Annotated in this window: 19 protein-coding genes; 15 read left to right on the plus strand and 4 right to left on the minus strand. The window is 64.9% G+C overall.

Annotated features, from left to right (window positions below; translation table 11 throughout):
• The first annotated feature begins 16 nt into the window (after positions 1-16).
• Both ABIE04_RS15850 and ABIE04_RS15855 read left to right on the plus strand, forming a co-directional pair.
• On the plus strand, positions 17-1,639 hold the full coding sequence (locus tag ABIE04_RS15850) for an alpha-glucosidase family protein (RefSeq protein ID WP_354552370.1): 1,623 nt from the start codon (positions 17-19) through the stop codon (positions 1,637-1,639).
• A gap of 17 nt (positions 1,640-1,656) precedes the next feature.
• Positions 1,657-2,610, plus strand: coding sequence for an alpha/beta hydrolase (locus ABIE04_RS15855; RefSeq protein WP_354552372.1), 954 nt, complete (start codon positions 1,657-1,659; stop codon positions 2,608-2,610).
• Positions 2,611-2,744: 134 nt separating this feature from the next.
• Here ABIE04_RS15855 and ABIE04_RS15860 read toward each other — a convergent pair whose 3' ends face one another.
• Entirely contained in the window at positions 2,745-4,397 is a 1,653-nt protein-coding gene (locus ABIE04_RS15860) for a M28 family metallopeptidase (protein ID WP_354552374.1), read from the minus strand.
• A 166-nt stretch (positions 4,398-4,563) separates the two neighbouring features.
• Positions 4,564-4,998 carry a PepSY domain-containing protein gene (locus ABIE04_RS15865; protein WP_354552376.1) on the minus strand — a complete coding sequence of 145 codons (435 nt, stop codon included), beginning with the start codon at positions 4,996-4,998 and terminating at the stop codon, positions 4,564-4,566.
• A gap of 192 nt (positions 4,999-5,190) precedes the next feature.
• Between ABIE04_RS15865 and ABIE04_RS15870 the strand changes: the two genes are divergently transcribed.
• Both ABIE04_RS15870 and ABIE04_RS15875 read left to right on the plus strand, forming a co-directional pair.
• Complete coding sequence (locus ABIE04_RS15870; RefSeq protein ID WP_354552378.1) at positions 5,191-5,727, plus strand: FHA domain-containing protein; 537 nt, start codon at positions 5,191-5,193, stop codon at positions 5,725-5,727.
• Positions 5,724-7,433, plus strand: coding sequence for a protein kinase domain-containing protein (locus ABIE04_RS15875; RefSeq protein ID WP_354552381.1), 1,710 nt, complete (start codon positions 5,724-5,726; stop codon positions 7,431-7,433). Before ABIE04_RS15870 ends, ABIE04_RS15875 begins: the two co-directional genes overlap by 4 nt.
• Position 7,434: 1 nt before the next feature.
• On the opposite strand, the gene ABIE04_RS15880 is transcribed toward ABIE04_RS15875, so the two are convergent.
• Both ABIE04_RS15880 and ABIE04_RS15885 read right to left on the minus strand, forming a co-directional pair.
• Positions 7,435-8,355 (minus strand): LysM peptidoglycan-binding domain-containing protein, encoded by a 921-nt coding sequence (locus tag ABIE04_RS15880; RefSeq protein ID WP_354552384.1) that lies wholly within the window; start codon positions 8,353-8,355, stop codon positions 7,435-7,437.
• 113 nt (positions 8,356-8,468) lie between these two features.
• A complete protein-coding gene (locus tag ABIE04_RS15885) occupies positions 8,469-8,747 on the minus strand; it encodes a 2-hydroxyacyl-CoA dehydratase (RefSeq protein WP_354552386.1) in 279 nt (92 codons plus the stop codon).
• Positions 8,748-9,189: 442 nt separating this feature from the next.
• Between ABIE04_RS15885 and ABIE04_RS15890 the strand changes: the two genes are divergently transcribed.
• Genes ABIE04_RS15890 through ABIE04_RS15940 form a run of 11 tightly spaced genes read left to right on the plus strand, consistent with a single transcriptional unit; the run spans position 9,190 to position 22,389 of the window.
• A complete protein-coding gene (locus tag ABIE04_RS15890; protein ID WP_354552388.1) occupies positions 9,190-10,590 on the plus strand; it encodes a TIGR03013 family XrtA/PEP-CTERM system glycosyltransferase in 1,401 nt (466 codons plus the stop codon).
• An 18-nt stretch (positions 10,591-10,608) separates the two neighbouring features.
• Positions 10,609-11,229, plus strand: coding sequence for an XrtA/PEP-CTERM system exopolysaccharide export protein (locus ABIE04_RS15895; protein ID WP_354552390.1), 621 nt, complete (start codon positions 10,609-10,611; stop codon positions 11,227-11,229).
• A 53-nt stretch (positions 11,230-11,282) separates the two neighbouring features.
• Positions 11,283-12,872, plus strand: coding sequence for an XrtA system polysaccharide chain length determinant (locus ABIE04_RS15900; RefSeq protein WP_354552392.1), 1,590 nt, complete (start codon positions 11,283-11,285; stop codon positions 12,870-12,872).
• Positions 12,869-13,777: an AAA family ATPase gene (locus tag ABIE04_RS15905; protein ID WP_354552394.1), complete on the plus strand. Its 909-nt coding sequence runs from the start codon at positions 12,869-12,871 to the stop codon at positions 13,775-13,777. Before ABIE04_RS15900 ends, ABIE04_RS15905 begins: the two co-directional genes overlap by 4 nt.
• Complete coding sequence (locus ABIE04_RS15910; protein WP_354552396.1) at positions 13,778-15,319, plus strand: TIGR03016 family PEP-CTERM system-associated outer membrane protein; 1,542 nt, start codon at positions 13,778-13,780, stop codon at positions 15,317-15,319.
• Positions 15,320-15,326: 7 nt separating this feature from the next.
• Positions 15,327-16,391, plus strand: a complete 1,065-nt coding sequence (locus ABIE04_RS15915) for an XrtA/PEP-CTERM system-associated ATPase (protein ID WP_354552398.1) — start codon at positions 15,327-15,329, stop codon at positions 16,389-16,391.
• On the plus strand, positions 16,388-17,299 hold the full coding sequence (locus tag ABIE04_RS15920; protein ID WP_354552401.1) for an XrtA system polysaccharide deacetylase: 912 nt from the start codon (positions 16,388-16,390) through the stop codon (positions 17,297-17,299). Before ABIE04_RS15915 ends, ABIE04_RS15920 begins: the two co-directional genes overlap by 4 nt.
• 13 nt (positions 17,300-17,312) lie before the next feature.
• Positions 17,313-18,374 (plus strand): FemAB family XrtA/PEP-CTERM system-associated protein, encoded by a 1,062-nt coding sequence (locus tag ABIE04_RS15925; RefSeq protein WP_354552403.1) that lies wholly within the window; start codon positions 17,313-17,315, stop codon positions 18,372-18,374.
• 3 nt (positions 18,375-18,377) lie between these two features.
• Positions 18,378-19,631 carry a TIGR03087 family PEP-CTERM/XrtA system glycosyltransferase gene (locus ABIE04_RS15930; RefSeq protein WP_354552405.1) on the plus strand — a complete coding sequence of 418 codons (1,254 nt, stop codon included), beginning with the start codon at positions 18,378-18,380 and terminating at the stop codon, positions 19,629-19,631.
• 50 nt (positions 19,632-19,681) lie between these two features.
• On the plus strand, positions 19,682-21,196 hold the full coding sequence (xrtA, locus tag ABIE04_RS15935) for an exosortase A (RefSeq protein WP_354552407.1): 1,515 nt from the start codon (positions 19,682-19,684) through the stop codon (positions 21,194-21,196).
• The gene (locus ABIE04_RS15940) at positions 21,193-22,389 is read left to right on the plus strand and encodes a TIGR03088 family PEP-CTERM/XrtA system glycosyltransferase (protein ID WP_354552409.1); all 1,197 of its coding nucleotides are present in this window, start codon (positions 21,193-21,195) and stop codon (positions 22,387-22,389) included. The genes xrtA and ABIE04_RS15940 overlap by 4 nt, the downstream gene beginning before the upstream one ends.
• Position 22,390: the final 1 nt, after the last annotated feature.

A 22,390-nucleotide genomic window follows, 5' to 3' on the forward strand; every position in this document is an offset into this window, starting at 1 on the left:
GAGGGGACGCGTTCAAATGAGTGATGCACCCTGGTGGCGCGGAGCCGTCACCTACCAGATCTATCCGCGCAGCTTCCTGGATACCGATGGCGATGGCGTGGGCGATCTGCCGGGCATCATCGAGCGGCTCGACTACGTGGCCAGCCTCGGCGTGGACGCGATCTGGATCGCACCGTTCTTCCGCTCGCCGATGGCGGACTTCGGCTACGACATCGCCGATTATCGCGACGTCGATCCACTGTTCGGCACGCTGGCCGACTTCGACGCGCTGCTGGCGAAGGCGCATCGCCTTGGCCTGAAGGTGATGATCGATCAGGTACTCAGCCATACCTCGATCGAGCATGCCTGGTTCAGGGAAAGCCGTGAGAGCCGCGACAACCCGAAAGCCGACTGGTACGTGTGGGCCGACGCGCGCGAGGACGGCAGCGCGCCGAACAACTGGCTGTCGCTGTTCGGCGGGCCGGCCTGGAAGTGGGAGCCGCGTCGCGGCCAGTACTACCTGCACAACTTCCTCGCCTCGCAGCCCGACCTGAATTTCCATCATCCCGACGTGCGCGCGGCGATTCTCGACAGCGTGCGCTTCTGGCTCGACAAGGGCGTGGACGGCTTCCGCCTGGACGCGATCAACTTCTGCTTCCACGATCGCGAGCTGCGTGACAACCCGCCCAAGCCGAAGGAGAAACGCGTGGGCCGCGGCTTCAGCCCGGATAATCCGTACGCGTTCCAGTACCACTACTACAACAACACGCAACCGGAGAACCTGGCCTTCCTCGGCGAGTTGCGCACCTTGATGGACCGTTACCCGGATGCGGCCACGCTGGGCGAGATCTCCTCGGAGGACTCGCTGGCGACGATGGCCGAGTACACCCGCCCGGGCCGGTTGCACATGGGTTACAGCTTCGAGCTGCTCACCGACGACTTCAGCGCCGCGCACATCCGCGGCACGGTGCAGGCGCTGGAAGCGCAGATGACCGACGGCTGGCCGTGCTGGGCGATCTCCAACCACGACGTCGAGCGCGTGCTGACGCGCTGGGGCAGGGATCAGCCCTCGCCGCAACTGGCCAACCTGCTTGCCGCGATGGTCTGTTCGCTGCGCGGTTCCGTGTGCGTCTATCAGGGCGAGGAACTGGGCCTGACCGAGGCCGAGCTGCCGTACGAGTCGTTGCAGGATCCGTACGGCATCGCGTTCTGGCCGCAGTTCAAGGGCCGCGACGGTTGCCGCACGCCGATGCCGTGGAATGATGCCGACGCGCATGCCGGCTTCAGTCGCGGCATGCCGTGGCTGCCGGTGCCGCAGGAGCATCGTGCGCTGGCGGTGAGCCGGCAGGATGCCGATCCGCATTCGGTGTTGAACGGTTTCCGCGCCTTCATGCGCTGGCGCAAATCGCAGCCCGCGCTGCGCTGGGGCGACATCGCGTTCATCGACACCGCCGAGCCGGTGCTGGCATTTACACGCCACCTGGACGGGCAGACCGTGCTGGTGGTGTTCAACCTGGCCGGTGCGCCCATCGCCATCCACTTGCCCGCGGCACTCGGTCAGCCGCGCCCGCTGGACGGCCATGGCCTGCTGCAGGGACATGTCGACGGCGGCCAGTTGCGATTGCCCGGCTACGGCGCCTGGTTCGCCAGCGTGGAATGATGGCGCGGCGCTGGTTCATGCGGGGCTTCCTGTACGGCGTGCTGCTGGCCGGCAGCGTGCCGTCGGCGCTAGCGTCGAACGAAACCGGCGTGGTGCAACTGCAACTCGATGCACCGGCGTTCGCGCCGGAGAAGATCGCGGTCACGGTGTATCTGCCACCGGATTACGACCACGCCGCGGCACGCCGCTATCCGGTGCTGTATGCGAACGACGGCCAGGACATGGAGGCTGTCGGCCTGCAGCCGACCCTGGCGCAGCTGTATCGGGACAGGGCGATCGAGCCGGTGATCGTGGTGGCGATCAGGATGCTCGCCGATCGCGCGAGCGGCTACGGCCTGTCCGACCGTGCCGCGGCATGCAGCCTGGTCGGCGGTTCGCGGATCGGTCCGATCGGCACGCGCGCGCAGGATTATTCCGCCTGGGTCGCCACGGCACTGGTGCCGTATGTGGACGCGCATTACCGCACGCGCCAGTCCGCGCGCGGGCGCACGATGCTGGGCTGGTCGCTGGGCGCGTTGAACGCGTTCAATCTCGGCTGGCAGTATCCGGAGGTGTTCGGTCGCATCGGCGCATTCTCGCCCTCGTTCTGGCTGGCCGCGGATCGCAGCAGCGCCACGGCGGTGCAGCACACGCGGCTGGCGCAGGCGATGGTCGATCGCGGCCGCAAGCGCGCAGGCTTGCGCATGTGGTTCGCGGTGGGTACGGCGGAGGAAACCAAGGATCGCGACGGCGACGGCATCAACGATACCGTCGACGATACACAGGACCTGCTGCAAGGCTATCGCGGCGCCGACGGCTTTCGCCTGCGCGGGCTGGAGCAACTAGGCTACACGGTCAACATGGATGTCGCGAGGCATCCGTCGCGCCACGCCGACGCCACACTGTTCCTGCTGCCCGGCGGCGCGCACAACCAGGCGTCGTGGAAGCGGATGCTGCCGGTGTTCCTGCGCTGGGCCTACGGCCGGTATTGACCGCTGTTGCTCCTCCCCCTGCCCGCAGGGGGAGGTTGGGAGGGGGTTGCTGAGGGTGGCAAAAAAGGTCAAGAGCTGACCCCACCCCAACCCTCCCCTGCGAGCAGGGGAGGGCGTACATCGGGAACCCCGGGCTACTTCCGCTCGGCGGCGCTGGCGTCGCGGGTGCCGCGGAATTCGGAGTCCTTGCCCCAGTTCGGCCACTGGTCGGAGTTCGCCAGGTCGTGACCGACGATGTAGAGCAACTGCAGGTCGCGCGCCATGCCGGTGAACGGCCAGTTGGCCTGCCATTCGTCGGCGGGTTGGTGATAGCGCTTGGCGGTGTAGTCGTCTTCCGCCGCCTTGCCGGCCGCGAGGCCGCCGTCGATCCAGTCGTTGCCTGAGCCGAACGAGATGGCGGGCACGCCGCGCTTGGCGAACGAGAAATGGTCGGAGCGGAAGAAATGGCCGGCTTCCGGTTTCGGGTCCGAGGTGTAGACCACGTCGTGCTGCTTCGCCACGGCGACCAGGTCGTCCAGCAGGCCGAGTTTCGCGCTGCCGGAGATGGTGAAGTTGCGCGCGGGGCCGTGCGGGTCGAGCGCATCCATGTTGATCACGCCCACGGTGGTGGCCAGCGGGTACAGCGGGTTGGCGGCGTAGTACTCGGAACCGAGCAGGCCCTTCTCCTCGGCGGTGACGTTGAGGAACACCACCGAGCGCTCGGGCTTCGGCCCCTGCGCGAACGCGCGGCCCATCTCGATCAGCGCCGCGGTGCCGGTGGCGTTGTCGACGGCGCCGTTGTAGATGCGGTCGCCTTTCGCGTCCGGCGCGCCGACGCCGAGGTGGTCCCAGTGGCCGCTGTAGATCACCGTCTCGTCCGGACGCTTGCTGCCCTCGACGCGGCCCACGATGTTGTGCGAGGTGATCACATCGGAATCGACCTTGAAGTTCGCCGACAGGCTCTCGCCCTTCAGCACCACCGGCTTGAAGTCGCGCGTCTGCGCCTGCTTCTTCAGCGCATCGAAATCCAGCCCGGCGTGCTTGAACATCTGCACGGCCAGGTCGCGCTGGATCCAGCCTTCCAGTTCCGGGTGCACCGCGGCCGGCTTGTCGCGCACGATGTCGAACATCGCGTTGGTATTGGAGTTCTTCACCGTGGCCCAGCCGTACGAAGCCGGCGCGGTCTCGTGGATCACCAGCATGCCGAGCGCACCCTGCCGCGCGGCTTCTTCGTACTTGTAGGTCCAGCGGCCGTAGTAGGTCATGGCCTTGCCGCCGAAGTCGCCGTGGCCGGTCTCGAAGTCGGGGTCGTTGACCAGCACCACGGCGATCTTGCCGTGCAGGTCGACGCCCTTGAAGTCGTCCCAGTTGCGCTCCGGCGCCTTGACGCCGTAACCCACGAACACCAGCGGCGCGTTGGCGACCGCCACGGTGGTCGAGCCGTCCATCGGCGCGCGCACGGCGATCTGCTCGCCCTGGGTCAGCGTTTCATGTTTGTCGCCCAGGCTCAGTTTCAGCGCGGGCGTGCCCACGATCTGGCTGCGCCGCAGTGGCACCGCCTGGGTCCAGCTGCGCTTGCCGTCCTTGAGGTCGCCGCCGGGTTGCAGCCCGGCGGCCTTCATCTGCGCGACCACGTAGTCGATGGTCTTCGTCTCGGCCGGCGTGGCCGGGCCGCGGCCCTCGAAGGCATCCGAGGACAATGTCTTCACTTCGGCGGACAGTCGCTGGGTGCTGAAGGTCGGCGTGTCGGCGGCCTGCACGGCCGAGCATGCGGCCATGATCAGGGCAGAAAGGAGCAGTCGCTTCACGGGCGGTCACCTGTCGAGGGAAGGAACCGCCGATGGTAGTGAGCATCCGCCTGCCGGTCCATCCGGCGCCCGGCAACGTATCGCTGGCAGGGTGTTGAAGAACACCCTGCCAGCGCGGGACTCGGCGCGTTGAAAAAAGGCAGGACAGCCCTCTTCAACGACTGGCCTAGTAAGTGCCGATCACCTTGCCGCTGGTGGCGTCGATCTTCAGTTTGACGCGGTTGCCGGCAGGGTTGTCCGCCTTGGCCTTCCACATGCCGTCCTCGAATTCCACGTCGTGCACGTTGGTGTAGCCCTGGGTTTCCAGCGACGCACGCACGTCCTGCTTGCTCAGCTGCGACACCTGCTCGTCCGGGTACACCTGGCCGGTCCGCGCGTCGATGCGCAGGTCCACCCGGTCGCCGTTCGCGCTCTTCGCCTCGGCGTACCACATGCCGTTCTTGAACTTCAGGTCGTGCACCTTGGTATAGCCTTGTGCGGTGAGCTGGCTCTGCACCTGCGGTTCGGTCATGGCCTGCTGTGCCGCCGCGGCAGCGGAGACTCCCAGCGCCAGCGTCCCCAGCGCCAGAGTGAAAGTCAGTGAAGTGAGCTTGTTCGTCATGGGGAGCACCTCGTTGCCTGCGGGAAACCCGAGTCTCGAGCAGCCCCGCTCAACCCGCAGTGAACACGGCCAGCCGCGGCCGGCTGCCGTTCAGGCACGTGACTTCTGCGTCAACGATTTATGACACCGCCGGGTGCCGGGTCGTCCCCCAGTTGGTTATAGTTCGAACTGGTTCGAAGGCATGGGGGTTCGATGAGCGATCGTGGTCAGGCACCGTTCCGCTCCGGCGAACGATCTTCAGGACCGCAGGGCACCCGGTTTTTTTCCACCGAGGCATTGCGGCAGTACGCCAGCGATGCCGGGGAGAGGGTGGATGACCGGGCCAGCGTGCACGAGCCGGTGCTGGAAGGCAGCAGCCCCGGTATCGAGGGACGCCGCTTCACCCTTCGCCCGGGCCGGCAGGCCATCGGCCGCCGGGTCGACAACGAGATCGTCGTCGACGACCTCAGCGTATCCGGCAGCCATGCCTGGATCACCAATCAGCAAGGCCGCTGCATCATCGTGAATACGCTGTCCACCAACGGCACGTTCGTGAACGACCGGCGCATCCACGAGGTGACCTTGCGCCACGGCGACCACATCCGGCTGGGCCAGGCGGAGTTCGTGTTCCTGACCCGTGAGCGCGACCTGCCGAGGCCCGCATCCCGGCGCTGGATCGGCGCGCTCCTGCTGCTTGCCGCGCTCGCCGTCCTGGGCGCGTTGGCATGGTGGTTCCTCGGGTCGCCGTGAGCGAGACCGCCATTCCGCAGCAGGTCGGCCGCTATCGCGTCGAGGGCATTCTCGGCGAAGGCGCGATGGCCGTCGTCTACGCGGGTTTCGATCCGGGCATCGAGCGCAAGGTGGCTATCAAGTGCCTGCACCGGGAGATTGCCGCCGATCCCGCCTACCGGCGCCGGTTCCTGGTCGAGGCGCGTGCCGCCGGCCACCTGACCCATCCGCACATCGTCACCATCTTCGACGTCGGCGAGACCGACGACGGCCGCTCCTATATCGCGATGGAGCGCCTCTCGGGCGAGACGCTCGCCAGCGCGGTCAGCCGCGAGGGGTTTCCGTCGCTGCCGGTGATCATCGACCTGGTGGGACAGCTCGCTGCCGCGCTCGACTATGCGCATGCCCGGGGCATCCTCCACCACGACGTCAAGCCCGAGAACATCATGCTGGCCGATGGCTGGAGCTACGCCAAGATCAGCGACTTCGGCATCGCCGAACGCCGCGGCTCGCCGCGTGACGCCGGCGGGATGCCCGCGGAAATCGGCGGCACACCGGCCTACATGGCGCTGGAGCGCCTGCGCGGCGAGCGCAGCGACGCACGCAGCGATCTGTTCTCGCTGGGCGTGGTGCTGTACTGGCTGCTCACCGGCAAGCTGCCGTGGCCGGACATCGGCAACGTGCAGCAGCTGGTCAGGAAGCGCCTGCGCTCGCCGCGTCCGCTGATCCGGCCGCGCGACCCGGCCACGCCGTCGATCCTGATCAGCATCGTGCGCACCTTGCTGGCGCCCACAGCGGAGTCGCGCTACCAGCGCGGCGCGGAAGTCATCGACGACCTGCGCCTGGCCGCACGCGAATACGAGCGCGAACGCGAAAATCCGCTGGCGACCCGCATCATTTCATTGCGCCTGCGCTGGGCCAGCAGCCTGGGCGCGATTCTCAGCCTGGTGCTGATGCTGGGGTTGGCTGCGATCTACGCCAAGCAGAGCACCGCGGTGACCGGCGTGGCGCTGGATTTCGGCAGCTCGATGGGGCGCATGATCGCCAGCGAATCGGCCGAGAACCTGCTGCTCGACGATCACGCCGCCACCCGTGCCCTGGTCACCGACGTCTCGCGCAACCAGCAGATCCACTACCTGGCGATCGCCGACCGAGCCGGCGACATCATTGCCAGCACACGGCAGGAGGAGGTCGGCCACCAGTTGCCTGATCCACAGGGAATGGAATACCTGCCGCGGCCGGACGATATCCAGAGCTATCTCAGCCGGACCGCGGACGACCGCGAGCAGGGCGGCATGCTGCTGTTCGACGTGCCCATCCACTACCAGGCGAAGACGGTGGGCGACCTGCGCCTCGGGATCAGCAATGCGGCCCTGCGCGCGGCGCAAAGGACCACGCTGGGGGTAATCGCCTTGGTGCTGGTGCTGACCCTGGCGGCCGTCGTCGGCGCGGCCTACTGGCTGTTCCGCCGGCCGCTCAACACGCTGGACCTGCTGGGCGATGCGCTGCTGCGGGTGGCGCGCGGCGATTTTCGCCATCGTATCCGGCTGTCTCGCCGCGATGAGCTGGGCCGGTTGTTCGCCGCCTTCAACCTGATGAACGGCGCGCTGCAGGCACGGCAACACCGGTCCGGGGAGTCCGCGCCGGCAAGCGCCGCTGCGGACGTGACGCGGCCGACGCAGATCATGTCGGCGATAGCCGAGGAGGGCGGCGCCAGCGAGGCCTGAGTCAGTACTGCTTGAGCCGCTGCTTGAGCTCGCGCGCGCGGGTGCGGTAGACGATCGCCGGCTCGTAGTCCGGCGCGATCGCCAGCACCCGATCCCACAGCGCGATGGCCTGGTCCAGTTGCTGGTCGCGGTACAGCACGATCGCGCGCTCGTGGTACGAGTCCAGCAGCTGCGTTCGCAGCGCGGTCGCCCCGGCTCCGGCCGGTTTCAATTGCGGGTCGATGGCCAGCGCCTGGTCGAGGCGGGCGAGCGCCTGGTCCTTGTGTCCCTGGCCGAGCAGGGACACGCTCTCGTTCTGCAGCCGGCGCGCCTCTGCCGTCGGCGATTCGGTACCCCGCACGATCGCCGTGGGCATCGTCGTGGCGGCCGGTGATTGGGCTGCAACCGCGGCATCGGCGCCGGCGGACAGTGGCATGCGCAATGTCTCGCCTGCGCGCAGCATCGAGGGATTGGTCGAGCCGTTGTAGCGGGCCAGGATCAGGAACAGGTTCGGGTCGCCAAGGTAACGGCCGGCCAGGGTGCTGTAGGAGTCGCCCGGCTGCACGACATGCACGCGCCAGCGCTCGCCCAGCACCTGGCGGGGATCGGCGATGAGCTGGCGCAGCATGGCCTGTGCCGCGCGGTCGCCGGGATGCTGTTTCAGGTAGCGCCGCAACGCTGTCTCGCCCTCGGCGTAGTGGCCAAGCTGTAGCTGATTGCGGATGATCGCTGCCAGCGAAGGCTGCCGGGACGTGCCTGCTGGCGCCGGCGATGCCGTCGGCGATTGCGGCGAAGTGACCACCACCGTGGAATGCCCGCCGCGCAACGTGGCACAGCCGCTCGCGCCCAGCGTGAGCAGGGCCACGGCACCCCATAGCGTCCGTGTTCGCCACTGCCGGCCAGTACCAGGCAGCAGTGCGTGGATGTCGATTTGCATGCTCATCGTCCGGCAGTCCCCCGTCGCAGCATCCGTCCAGGAAGGGCGGGCCGCACCGTCGGCAAGGCAGTATAACTCCGGCCTCCGCAAGAGCTGCTGCCGGATGGGTCCAGGCGCAGCTACGCCTTGCGCGTCCGCCGCGGCTTCGCCTGCGCCGCCACGATCAGCTGCTGCAGGTAGGCAATGCCTTCCTCTTCCGGGAAGAACGCCACCACATCCGCCACGCTCAGCTCATGCCGCTTACGCAATACCAGGAACTCCTCCCGCGCCATCGCGAGCCGCTGTGCCGCCGCGGCTTTCTTGCCGAGCGGCTTGGCCGGCTGCTGCTTCTCGACCTTGCGTTCAAGCTTGGCGAGCTCTTCCTGGAACTGGCGGAAGTCGTATTTCTGGGTGGTCATGAGGTAGGGCGCCATCGATGGATGCCCGATTTTCGCACGTCGGCGCGCTGCGGCGCAGACGTGGCGCGTTCGCTGCCGGTCATGCCTGCATTCGGCAGCGGTACCTTCGTCTCTTTCGGCGTGCGCCGGTCAGTCAGGCGCAGAAGCCCCATTACTCGCCATGCCGGCGTTGTGGCTTGCGGTGCGCGGTCACCGTTCCTCCCGGCGTTTTCACGGGAAGATCACTTGTTCAAGGCTAAAGCTGGAAAGACGTGGCGGTTTGAACCCGAAGGGCAGCGGCCCCGGTTTCAAGAGCCGGGTTCAAACGTTTCGTGCGCGCGATTTTAACATATAAAGTCAATTAAAAACGTGACTTGCGCCACATTTAGAGTATAACGGTCCTCCCTTCTGTCACGATCGGTCCTGCCGACGGAAGGATTCGTTGCTGCGGGGAGGCGCAAACATGTACGGATTATTCCGCTTCCGTGCGCTGCACTGGCAGTTGTTGCTGGTGTCGGCCGAGTTTGTACTGCTGGTGGCGAGTGTCTATGCCGCAGTGGTGCTGCGTTACTTGGGCAATGTCGACACCCAGGTTGCGTTCAGCGCGGCGCTGCATTGGCGTGGGTTGCTGGTGGCGGCGGTGCTGATTGTCTCGATGGCGGCGCTGGGGTTGTACGAGGTCTACCTGCGGGCGGGCTGGATCGGGCGGCTCAGTCGGCAAGGCGTTGCCTTCATGCTGGGTGGCATCGCGCTTACCGTGTTGTATTACGTGGTTCCTCCGACCTATCTGGGCCGCGGGGTTCTGGGCATCGCGCTGATGGTCGGCTACTTCGTCCTGGCGTTGTGGCGGATTGCGTTCCTGGGTTTCGTGGACGCCGACCTGTTCAAGCGCCGCGTGGTGATGTTTGGCGCCGGCGAGCGTGCCGCCGAGGTGAGCCACAGGATGCGCCGCAAGACCGATCAACGCGGTTTCAAGGTCTTGGGTTACGTGCCGGTTGGTGCCGATCCGGTGTCCATCCCCGCGCCTTTGCTGCTGCATCCCGACAGGAACTTGTACGAATGGGCGACCCGGCTTGGCGTCGACGAAATCGTGGTGGGGCCGGACGATCGTCGCGGCACCTTGCCGGTGGACGCGTTGTTGGAATGCAAGCAGCGCGGCATGGCGGTGACCGAACTCACCGAGTTTTTCGAGCGCGAGGCCGGCAGGATCAAGATGGATCTCACCAACCCTTCGTGGCTGATATTTTCGGATGGCTTCTACAGCTCCCCGATACGGCGCACGATCAAGCGAGCCTTCGACGTGACCGTCGCCGCGCTGGTGTTGCTGGTGGCATGGCCGGTCATGCTGTTGACGGCCATGGCCATCCGGCTGGAGTCGGGTCGCGGCGCGCCGGTCCTGTATCGCCAGGAACGGGTGGGTGAAAACGGCCGGCTGTTTTCGTTGATCAAGTTCCGCAGCATGGGCACCGACGCCGAGCGCGATGGGGTGGCCCGTTGGGCCAGCAAGAACGACAGCCGGGTGACCCGGGTCGGGCATTTCATCCGCAATGCCCGGTTGGACGAGTTGCCGCAACTCTGGAACGTGCTGTGCGGCGATATGAGCATCATCGGCCCGCGCCCGGAGCGGCCGCAGTTCGTGGACGACTTCAACACCCGCATCCGCTATTACCGCTTGCGTCATTGCGTGAAGCCGGGGCTGACCGGCTGGGCCCAACTGCGCTACCCGTACGGTGCGTCCCTGGAGGACGCCGAGCAGAAGCTGAATTTCGACCTGTTCTACGTAAAAAACCACAACCTCGTGTTTGATCTGGCCATCCTGGTCCAGACCGTGGAAGTGGTGCTGTTCGGACGTGGCGCACGCTGAAATCGGGGAGAACAAGGAATGAAACCGCTACCGGGAAACTACGTCTTCTGGCTGGTGATGGCGGCTGGCTTGCTGCTTGGCGGTTGCAGCAGTGCACCGACTGTCGATGGCACGGCCGCGGCGACGCCGCCGGTGGATCGCTACATCATCGGTCCGGGCGATTCGCTGGAAATCTTCGTGCGCGACAATCCCAGTCTGAGCACCACCGTGCCGGTGCGTCCCGACGGGCGTATCTCAATCCCGTTGGTGCAATCCATCGTGGCCGCCGGCGAAACTCCGGACAAACTGGCTGGCGACCTGGAGAGCGCGTTGAGCCGCTACGTCCGTTCGCCGCTGGTGACCGTGATCGTCAAGAATTTCGTCGGTGCCTATAGCCAGCAGGTGCGCGTCGTCGGGCAGGCAGCGATGCCCAAGGCCGTGCCGTACCGTAGCGGCATGACCCTGCTCGACGTGATGATCGAAGTCGGTGGCCTCACCAAATTTGCCGCTGGCAACGGTGCGAAGGTCGCGCGCCGGTTGCCCGACGGCAATGAGCAGACCATCCCGGTGCGGCTCGGCGACCTGATGAACGGCGCGATCAAATACAACATGGTCATGTACCCCGGCGACATCCTGATCATTCCGCAGTCATTGCTTTGACGCGACGGGCGCGAGTACCTGGCAACCGTCAATGACATCGGGGAAGGGAAGCGATGCAGAAACAATCGATCGATTTGCGTGAGCTGTTTCAGCATGTACTGCTGGAGGCGCGCACCACGTGGCGCTACCGCTGGCATGCGCTGATCGTCACGTGGTGCGTGACGATCGTTGGCGCGCTGCTGGTGTTCAGCCTGCCGAACAAGTACGCGGCCAATGCCCAGGTGTATGCCGACACCGAGGCGTTGACGAATCCGCTGCTGCGTGGGGTGGCGGTGCAGCCGGATGTGCGTGGGCGCCTCCAGATCATTACCCAAACGTTGCTTTCGCGTCCCAATCTCGAGGCGGTGGCAGACAAGACCGGGCTGTCTCTGCGCGCCACGACCCCGGCCGACAAGGATGAGTTGTTGGTGAACCTTGGCGCTGCCGTCACGGTGAAGGGCGCTGGCCCCAAGGACCTCTACGACCTGAGCTATGTCGATCCCGACCGGCAGATGGCGCAGAAAGTGGTACAGGCGTTCCTGCAGATTCTCATGAACGACACGCTGGGCGCGAATACTGCGTCCACCGAGACGGCGCAGAATTTCCTGCAGCAGCAGGTCCAGGCTTATGCCAGTCGGCTGAACGAGGCGGAGCAGAAGCTTGCGGATTTCCAGAAGGCCAACGTCGGCTACATCCCAAGCCAGGGTGGCAGCAATTACTTCACGCGCCTGCAGGACGCCGAGGCCCAATTGCAGAACTTGCAAGGCCAGTACGACACGGCCGTCGCCAGTCGCGCAACCATCCAGCAACAGATGCACGCCATGGCAAGCAGCAGCCCGACCTCATCGGGAATCGATCCGCGCACGCAGGAGGTCGACAAGCAGATTGCCGCCTACCAGCAGCAGCTCAACCAGCTGTTGCTGAGTTATACGGATGAATACCCGGACGTGATTTCCACCCGGCGCATGATCGCGCAACTTCAGGCGCGGCGCGAAACCCTGCGGAAGAATGCATCCGGGACCTCGATGATGGGCGTGGTTTCGGACAACCCGGTCTACCAGGAGATGCAGAAATCCATGTATTCCACCCAGGTCAGCATTCAGACGCTGGCCACGCAAGTCGCCCTGCAGAAACGGCAGGTTGCCGACCTCAAGGGCAATGTGGACAAGATCTCCGACGTGCAGGCCACCTTGCAACGGCTGATGCGCAATTACGACGTCACCAAGAAACAGTACGACCAATTGGTGGAGCGTTTGAACACGGCCGAGCTGTCTCAGGACGCAACGCAGAGCGGCAACAATCTGAAATTCCGCGTTATCAACCCACCGGTCGTTCCGCCGCTGCCGGTGAGCCCGAAACGCGGGCTGTTGTTATTGCTGGTGCTCGCGCTGGCGCTGGCTATCGGCGGTGGTTTTGCGTACTTCCTGCATAAGATGAATCCGGTGTTCGTGAGTCTCAAGGGTTTACGGGAGTCCGGCGATTATCCCGTGCTCGGTGCGCTCAGCTTGATCGTGTCGCCATCGCGCCGCCAGGATCAGCGCCGCCAGGTGGTCGGGTTTTGCGCCGGGGCCGGTCTGCTGGCCGTGGTGCTGGTGCTGGGGTTCGCCTTTGACGGACAGCTTACCCAGCTGGTGCAGCATTTCTTTGTGGTGGGGGCCGCATGAGCATCGTTGAGAAGGCAGTCGAGAAGCTCAAGACCCTGCAGCCTGAACTGCTGGCATCGCCATCTGTCGAGGCGGTAGCACCGCATTCGGCGTCGACGATCGAGCGTTTGTCGGGCAGGGCGCGGACGGAGCAGGCCACGGAAAGCGCACCGCTCTGGCACGTGGATCAAATGGCGCTCGAGCGCGCGGGGTTGCTCCCCGCTGGTAACGAGGCCAACGATCGGCTCGCGGATGAGCTCCGCCGCGTCAAACGGCCGCTGATGGACAATGCCATCGGAAATGGCACCAAGGTATTGGCGCACGCAGGGCGCATCGTGGTGACCAGTGCGGTGCCGGGCGAAGGCAAGACCTTTACTGCATTGAATCTCGCCCTGAGCCTGGCGCGCGAGCTGGATTTCGAGGTGTTGCTGGTGGACGGCGATATACCGAAATCCCATATCACCCGCGTTTTGGGGCTCAGCGGGCGACCCGGTTTGATGGACGTGCTGGTGGACGAACGGCGCCATCCCGCCGAGGTCATCGTGCGAACCGATGTACCGAATCTGCTGGTGGTGCCGGTAGGGGAACGTCATCCACTGACCGCCGAGTTGTTCGGCAGCCTCCGCATGGAATACGTGCTTGAGGAACTTGGCGGACGGAACCTGCACCGTCTGGTGGTGTTTGACTCTTCGCCATTGCTGGCGACTTCGGAGTCGCAGGTGCTGGCTTCCCACATGGGCCAGGTTGTTGTGGTGATAGCCGCAGGTCACACAGGCCAGCATGCCGTCAATTCCGCTCTGCAAAGTTTGAATGACTCGCAATATGTCGGCCTGATTCTCAATATGAGCTGCTTGCCGGCAAGCGAGAACCACTACGACAACTACTATGGCCTGTATTCCCGGGGCCGCTTTGCCGGGGAAGCCTAGATGCGTGCCTTGTCGGCGTCGGTGGTTCTGTCGTCGATTACCCTGGGCGGCTGGCTGGCCGGGGCGGCAGCGCAGAACGTGGATATGGGGACGCAACCAGCGCTGAACTCAGCCTCCGGCGAACCCGCCGGGAGCTCCGAGAACCTGCCGCCGGGCGTCATCCCGCAGCCGAGCGTCGATTCCCCGGGCGTGGTCACGGGCGTCACGCTCGGTGAGCTGTACACCGATAACCTCATGCTTGCGGCCAGCGGCAAACCGAAACAGACGAGCTGGATCACCGAGATTCAACCGTTTATCAAGTCGGCCTACAGCGGGCCGCGATTTTCCGGAGTGCTTGACTACACGCTCACTGGATACCTGTACAAGGGACAATCGCGCCATAACCAATTGGCGCAAAACCTCGACACCCACGGCACGCTCACCCTTCTTCCGCAGCATTTCTTCCTCGACGGCAGTGCGTTGTACGGACGCGAGGTCATCAACAATGAATTGCCGGCCGGATCCGGCACGTTTTTTCTGGACGGTAACCGCGCCAATGTCGCGCGGGCCACGCTCAGCCCGTACTGGATCCAGGACCTTGGCAACGTTGGCACCGCGACGCTGCGTTACAGCTACGGGCGCGTGCTGTACGACACCAAGGGCATTGCCGCGCAAAACAACGATTTGTTGGCCGGCATATCCGACATCACCAGCAACGCGCTGCAGTTCGACCTTGTAAGTCCGCAGTACGAAAGGTGGAGTTGGAACCTCGGCTATTCCGATCAGCGCATCGAGTTTGACTCCGGCCGCAACTCGCGTTTTGCGATCGCCAAGCTGGGAGCCGCCGTGCATATCCACGACAATGCCAGCTTGCTTGTCGATGTCGGCAGGGAAAACAAATTCCTCGCAGATGGAACGACGGACAGGCTGGGTGCGAGCTTCTGGGATGCCGGTGTCGAGTGGTCGAGCACGCTGAATAATCTCAAGGTGCTGGTCGGGCACCGGTTTTATGGCCGCAGTTACCAGTTGTCCTGGACGCGCGCAGCCGCCTTGCTGACCACCGTCGTAAGTTATGTGGAACAACCCACCGACCTCAACCAGCAGTTGCTGGGACAGGGAGTGGACGTTACCCCGTCACCCGGATTCCCTGTGACTCCCTCACTCAGGGAGCAGCAGGTTTACCTCATGAAGCGCGCCACCGCATCGGCGGCCTACGAGATGCCCAAAGGCAGGTTGCAGGTGACGTTGTACGACGAGCGGCGCACCTATTTCCTGTTGAACAGCGGTCAGGAAAAGGTGGCGAATGCGGATGTCACCTGGCTGTTCAACATCGGGGCGTCCACCACGTTGACCCCGACTTATGGCTGGCAGCGTTACCAGCACCAGGACGGGCAGACCAACTACAGCCAGTACGCGCAACTGGCACTCGTGCATCAACTCAACCCGAAAAATTTCGCCAGCCTGCGGCTGCGCCGTGATTCCCGCAATGTGCATACCGGATCGCCGGGCGCGCACGGGTACGGCGCAAACGTGATTTTCCTGCAGTTCACCCACCTGTTCTGAGAACGATATGTATCAGGCGTTTTACAAGCTGCGTGGCAAGCCTTTCCAGTTGACCCCGGATCCGGGAATGCTGTTCCCCAGCAAGGGTCACAAGCGCGCCATGGCGTATCTGCTCTACGGTTTCGAGCAGGGCGAAGGCTTCGTGGTGATCACCGGCGCAGTCGGAACCGGCAAGACGCTGCTCATCCAGAAGCTGTTCGATGAACTCGCGCATCGCAACATTGCCGTGGCCAGTATCGCTTCGGCCAATCTCGATGGCGACGATATATTGCCGGCCGTGGCTTCGGCGCTTGACCTGCCTTATGAGGGGCGCAGCAAGGAGGCTTTGCTGCAAGACGTGAAACGGCACCTGATATCGCTGCACGCCCATCTGACGCACGCCCTGCTGGTGGTGGACGAGGCGCAAACGCTTACCCCGGCGGCACTCGAGATGCTGCGCATCCTGTCGAATTTCGAGTTCAAGGGCCATGCGCTCCTGCAGATATTCCTTGTCGGCCAGACCGAACTTCGGCGCATCATCGTCAGCAACCACATGGAACAGTTGCGCCAGCGCATCATTGCCTCCCACCGGCTCGAACCAATGAGCGAGGAAGAGAGCCACGCGTACATCCTGCACCGCCTGCATGCCGTCGGCTGGAACAACGACCCGGAACTGGCGCCGGAAATTTTCAGCGGGGTTTACCGGGTCAGTGGGGGCATCCCGCGCAAGATCAATCTCATCATGGACCGGCTGCTGTTGCACGGTTATCTGGAAGAACTGCACGACCTGGACCAAGCGGCGCTCACCGTCGTGCTTGACGAGATCCACGAGGAGATGGCCGGCGTGCCGCCGACACTGGAAGCTCCAGCGGTGCCCCAGGACCTGGATCTGACACGTGCTGCCGCGCCATCGAAACGGGAAGGCGGACTTGCCGCGCTGGACCTCGAACGCCACAAATTCATGTTGCAATTGATGCGCGAAGAGGTCCAACGCAGGGAAGCACTGCTGGCCGCGTCGTCGCTGGCACCGGTCGTGGACGAGGCGATGATTGCCGACGCGCGGTACCCGCGTTCCGGTCAGGAAGGCAAATGAGCACGGCCTCGCCACAGCTCGAGCCCGTCACCAACGCCATGACGGTGGATGTGGAGGACTATTTCCAGGTGGCAGCCTTCGAAAAGTGCATACGGCGCGAGGATTGGCCGCACTGGCCCGTCCGCGTCGAAGGCAATACCCGGCGCGTGCTGGACCTTTTCGAGCGTCACAGCGTGCACGCCACCTTCTTCGTGCTTGGCTGGGTGGCGGAGCGCTTCCCCGCGCTGGTGCGCGACATCAGCGCCGCCGGCCATGAGGTCGCAAGCCACGGTTTCGGCCACGAGCGTCTGACGAATCTGAGCCGGGCGGAGTTTCGCGACAGCATTACGCGCACGAAACTTCTGCTTGAGGACGTCACCGGTACCGTAGTGCATGGCTACCGGGCACCCAGTTATTCCATTGGACCCACCACGTTGTGGGCCCACGAGGAATTGCGCGAAGCGGGTTACCGCTACAGTTCCAGCATCGTGCCGATCCACCATGATTTGTACGGCATGCCGGCGGCGCCGCGATTCCCGTTTTTTGCGAAGCGCTCCGGCTTGCTGGAAATCCCGGTGACGACGGTGCGGCTATGCGGGCGCAACTGGCCGTGCGGCGGCGGCGGTTATTTCCGCTTGCTGCCGTATGCGCTGTTCAAGCGCGGCCTGCGGCGCGTCAACCGGAGCGAGCGGCGCTCCGGCGTGTTCTATTTTCATCCATGGGAAGTGGATCCGCAGCAGCCCCGGGTGCCCGGCGTGACGCTCAAGAACCGGGTGCGCCACTATTTGAACCTGGCCCGCACGATGCCCCGACTTGAGCGGCTCGTGCGCGACTTCCGTTTCGACCGCATGGATCGGGTATTTCTCGCCCGCACCCACGCCGATTATCCGGTGGTAGTGCTGCAGGCCGCCGAACTCCGTGCGCATTGAGGGGGGATGCGACATGCTCGACCGTGCGGACGACCGTCATTCTGCCGACTCTTGCACCGTCAAGCGCTTGGGAAGGGACGACGAGCGGCGCTGGGACACTTTTGTCGAGAGTGCGCCGCAGGCCACGTTTTTCCATCGGCTGGCCTGGCGCGGGATCCTTGAGCAGGTGCTTGGCCACCGCTGCCACTATTTGTACGCGGAACGGCATGGGGTCATCACGGGCGTTCTGCCACTCACCGAGATGCGCAGCCGGCTGTTTGGCCACGCGCTGATTTCAACGCCATTTTGCGTGTATGGCGGGGTGGTGGCGGGCGACCCGGACAGCGAGGCGCAGCTCATCCAGGCCGCGACCGCGCTCGCCGACGAGCTACGCGTCGATTATCTCGAACTGCGCGACCGCGAGTTGCGCCACCCCACGTGGCCGGTCAAGGACCTGTACGTCAGCTTCCGCAAAGCGATCTGTCCGGACCACGACAAAAATCTCAAGGCGATCCCGCGCAAGCAGCGCGCCATGGTGCGCAAGGGTGTGGGTGCCGGCTTGCAAGCGCGTCATGACGGCAGTATTGGCGAGTTTTACCGGGTGTACGCCGAGAGCGTGCGAAATCTGGGTACGCCGGTGTTGTCGCGCAACTATTACGCGAGCCTGCAACAGGCGTTTGGCGAGGATTGCGAGGTTACCGTTGTTACCCACCAGGGGCAGCCGGTGGCTGCGGTCATGAGCTTCTACTTTCGCGATGAAGTGCATCCGTATTACGGCGGCAGCGTGGCGCGTGGCCGTGATCTCGCGGCCAACGATTTCATGTACTGGGCGGTGATGCAACGTGCCGTTGAGCGCGGCGCCCGGCTGTTCGACTACGGCCGCAGCAAGCAGGACAGCGGTTCCTATCACTTCAAGAAGCATTGGGGCTTTGAGCCGCAACTGCTGCCCTATGCCTATTACCTGGTGCGTGCCAGGACGGTTCCCAATATCAGCCCCACGAACAGCAAATACAGTCTGTTCATCGAGGCTTGGAAGCGGCTGCCGCTGCCGGTGAGTTGTGCGCTGGGCCCATGGCTTGCGCGGGATCTGGGTTAGCGCATGCAATCGGTATTGTTCCTCTGCCACCGGCTGCCCTGGCCGCCCAGCAAGGGCGACAAGATCCGCTCGTACCACGTGTTGCAGCGGCTCGCCGAACGCTACCGCGTGTATCTCGGCACGTTCGTGGACGATCCGGCTGACTGGCGACACCTTGCGCCGGTCGAGGCCTTGTGCGCCGAGGTGTGTGTCCGGCCTTTGCCGCCTTGGCGCGCGGGCTGGCGCGCGCTTGCCGCGCTGACGCGGGGCGAAGCGCTTACCGTTGGGGTTTACCGTGACCGCGTGATGCGGCACTGGGTCGAGCGCTTGTTGGCCGACCACAAGCTGGAGCTGGCCTTGTGCTATTCGTCTGGCGTGGCGCCGTTCGTCATGCGGCACACCCAACTGCGCCGGGTCATGGATTTCGTGGACGTGGACTCCGACAAATGGCACCAGTATGCGCAGCAGGCCCGTGGAGGCGTGAAGCGCATGCTGTACCGGCGGGAAGCGCGGCGGCTGGCGGAATTCGAGCGCACGATTGCCGCGCAATTCGACGCCAGCGTGTTTGTCTCGGAAGCCGAAGCGGCGTTTTTTCGGCACCTGGTGCCGGAATCGGCCGGCCGGGTGCACGGTATCCCCAATGGGGTGGATGCCGGGTATTGGGATCCACGACGAACGTGTTCCAGTCCCTACCGGCCGGGGGAGCGGGCGGTGGTGTTTGTCGGTGCCATGGATTACCGCGCCAACGTGGATGCGGTGCACTGGTTCGCGCACGAAGTCTGGCCGCGGATTGCCGCCGGGCGGCAGGACGCCTGCTTTTACATCGTGGGGAGCAGGCCGACAGCCGCGGTCCGCGCGCTGGGACAGCTCGCGGGTATTACGGTTACCGGGCGGGTAGAGGATGTGCGGCCGTACTTGGCGCATGCCCATGCCGTGGCGGCACCGTTGCGGATCGCGCGCGGCATTCAGAACAAGGTGCTGGAGGCGCTGGCCATGGAGAAGGTCCTGCTGGCGACGCCTGCGGCCTACGCGGGCGTCGCGGATTTCGCGGGTCGCCAGGGCTGCGTCGATGCATCGCCCGAGGTCATGGCGACGGAAGCCTTGCGCTGGCTGGATGCGCCGCAAGCCGTGCGGGTGCCGGCGGCTCGCGCCGAGGTGCTGTCCCGCTATGACTGGGTGCGCAGTCTCGACACGTATGAAAACGTGCTGTGCAATGCGCAGACCGGTACTGCCTCCGTGGATGCCGTGGACACGGCAGGGTTGGAGGCGTGCCCATGAACCGGCCGCTTGCCGCCGTGGCTGGCTTTTCCGCGCGCACTCCCGACTGGGTGCTGGCCGCGGCCGCCTTCGCCGTCGCCGTCGCCGTGCTGCTGGTCTGCTACTGGCAGACCGTGCAATCGCTGGTGTGGACCTGGGATCACGATGGAACTTACCAGTACGGCTTTCTGATCTTTCCGTTGAGCCTGTGGACGGTATTCAATCTGCGCCATCAACTCCAGGCGAACCCGCCGGTGCCGAGTGTCTGGGGTCTGGCAGGGGTGACTGCGTTGGTGTTTGTCTGGTATGCCGGCCGCCTGCTCGACATCAATCTGGCGCAGCATTTCGCATTCGTGGCGCTGTTTCCGGCGCTGGTGCTGGCCTGCTGGGGATGGCGCGCGCTATGGGTGTTGGCGTTCCCACTCGGCTATCTGGTGGTGTTCGCGGTTCCCTGGGGCAACGCGCTGGTGGGTCCGCTGCAGGACATCACGGCGCATTTTGCCGTGCGTGCGCTGGAGCTGACCGGCACACCGGTCCTGCTCAACGGCCGGGAGATCATCACGCCCTCCGCGGTATGGATGGTGGCCGATGCATGCAGCGGCGTGAAGTTCTTCATCGCCTGCACTGCACTCGGCTGCCTGTATGCCTACCTGATGTACCAGCGCTGGTGGAAGCGGGTGGTTTTCGTGGCAATGGCGGCGGTGGCGCCGGTCGTCGCGAATGGCTTGCGGGTGTATTTCACCGTGCTGATCGGCGAGACCTGGGGGCTGGAATACGCGACCGGCACGGACCACATGATTTTTGGCTGGCAGTTCTTCGGCTCGGTGCTGGTACTGCTGCTGCTGGCCGGCTGGTTTTTCCGCGACCCACTCGTGGCGCCGGAGCATCCCACCGCACGTGGCGGCATGCCCGCCAGGGCGCGCACCGTGGTTTGGCTGGCGGCGGTGGCGCTGTTGATCGCGGGCCCGGCCTTGGCCGCCGGACTCGCGGCATCGGCACCACCGGAAACCATGCGCTTGACCGCACCAGCGATCGCGGGCTGGAGCGGCCCGCAAGCCGCCACGGACGGCTGGCGGCCGACCTTCAAGGGGGCGGCAGGGCAGGTACGCGCGTCCTATCACTCGGACGCCAATGGTGATGTGGTCGAGTTGTTTCATGCCATCTATACCGGCAAGCCACGCCGCGGACATACCCTGATCACCTACGGCAACGATCTCTACGATTCGGCGCATGCGCAAATCCTGAGCCGTGCCAGCCGGCAGGTGGAGCTCGCCAACGGGTGGAGCACGACTGCCGGGGAGCTGCGGCTGGCCGGTGCGACGGGCTCGCGGTTGGTGTGGTACTGGTATTGCGTGGAGCGCCGCTGCACCCGCTCGCCAGTGTTGGCCAAGTTGCTGCAGGCGTGGGGTGTACTGCGCGGGCAGGTGCCGCGATCTTCGGTGTGGGCATTGTCGTCGTCGGTTGTCAGCGACGATGCCGATCGGGTGCGGACGAAGTTGCACGCCTTTGCGCAGGCGCTGCCCGCGCCCGGCGCGCCGGATATGCAGGCGCAGCGGCCATCCGGTCTTGCGGGGAGCCAGCCATGAACGAGCGGCCGCTGATCGTGCATGTGCTCTACCGGCTGGACACCGGTGGCATGGAGCGCGTCGTGGTGTCGCTGATCAACGCGACGCATGATCGTTACCGCCACGCGGTGATTGCGCTGACGGGCTTCGGAGCATTGCGGCACGAAATCGAGAACGCGGTCATCGCATGCGTGTCGCTTGAAAAGAAGCCGGGCAAGGACTGGCCCTGCTATTTTCGATTCTGGCGCGCGCTGCGCGCGCTGAAGCCCGACCTGGTGCAGACCTACAACATCGGGGCGCTGGATCTGGCGCCGGTGGTGAAATTGGCCGGCGTACACCGACTGGTCCACGCCGAACACGGACGCGACGCTGCCGATCCGGGTGGAGACAATCCCAGATACCACCGGTTGCGGCGCTGGATGGCGCCGCTGGTTGGGCGATATGTCGTGGTGTCACCGGACTTGCGAATCTGGCTCACGGAGCGTGTGCGCATTCGATCGTCCAAGGTGACGCATATCGCGAACGGAATCGACGCGGCGCCGTTCGATGTACCGCGTATTCGCTCCGGGCCGCGCAGGCAGCTTGGCGATTTTGCGCCGCCGGGCACCGTGCTGGTTGGCAATGTGGCACGCCTTGACAAGGTCAAGAATCACGCCGGTTTGCTCCTCGCGTTCAAGCTTTTGTGTGAAGAAGACGGGCGCAAAAATGCCGCATGCCGCTTGATCATCGCCGGTGACGGGCCGCAACGCGGGGAATTGGAGCAGCGGATTGTCCAGCTTGGCCTGACGGAAACGGTGCGGCTGCTCGGCAACCGCGGTGATGTGGCGCAACTGCTGGCGGAGTGTGACGTGTTTGCCTTGTCTTCGGTTGCCGAAGGCATGCCGATCACCTTGCTGGAAGCCATGGCCGCCGGGCTGCCCGTGGTCGCAACCGACGTCGGGGGCGTAGCCTCGATGGTCGAGGCCGGGGTGACCGGTACGCTGGTGCCGGCCGGCGATCCGCACGCCCTTGCGGCGGCTCTGCGCGCCTATGTCGCAGACGAAGAACTGCGGTGTCGGCATGGCGACGCCGGGCGTGCGCGCGTCGCTGCGCATTTCAGTTTGCGCGCAATGGTGTCCGCGTATGTCGCACTGTACGACGAACTGTTGGGCCGGCAGGCGGACGCCGTACAGCCACGCGTGATGTCCGGCTTGACCGGGCACAAGGAGAATTGAC

Source organism: Rhodanobacter soli, from assembly GCF_040548735.1.
In the GTDB taxonomy this organism is placed as follows: Bacteria; Pseudomonadota; Gammaproteobacteria; order Xanthomonadales; family Rhodanobacteraceae; genus Rhodanobacter; species Rhodanobacter soli_A.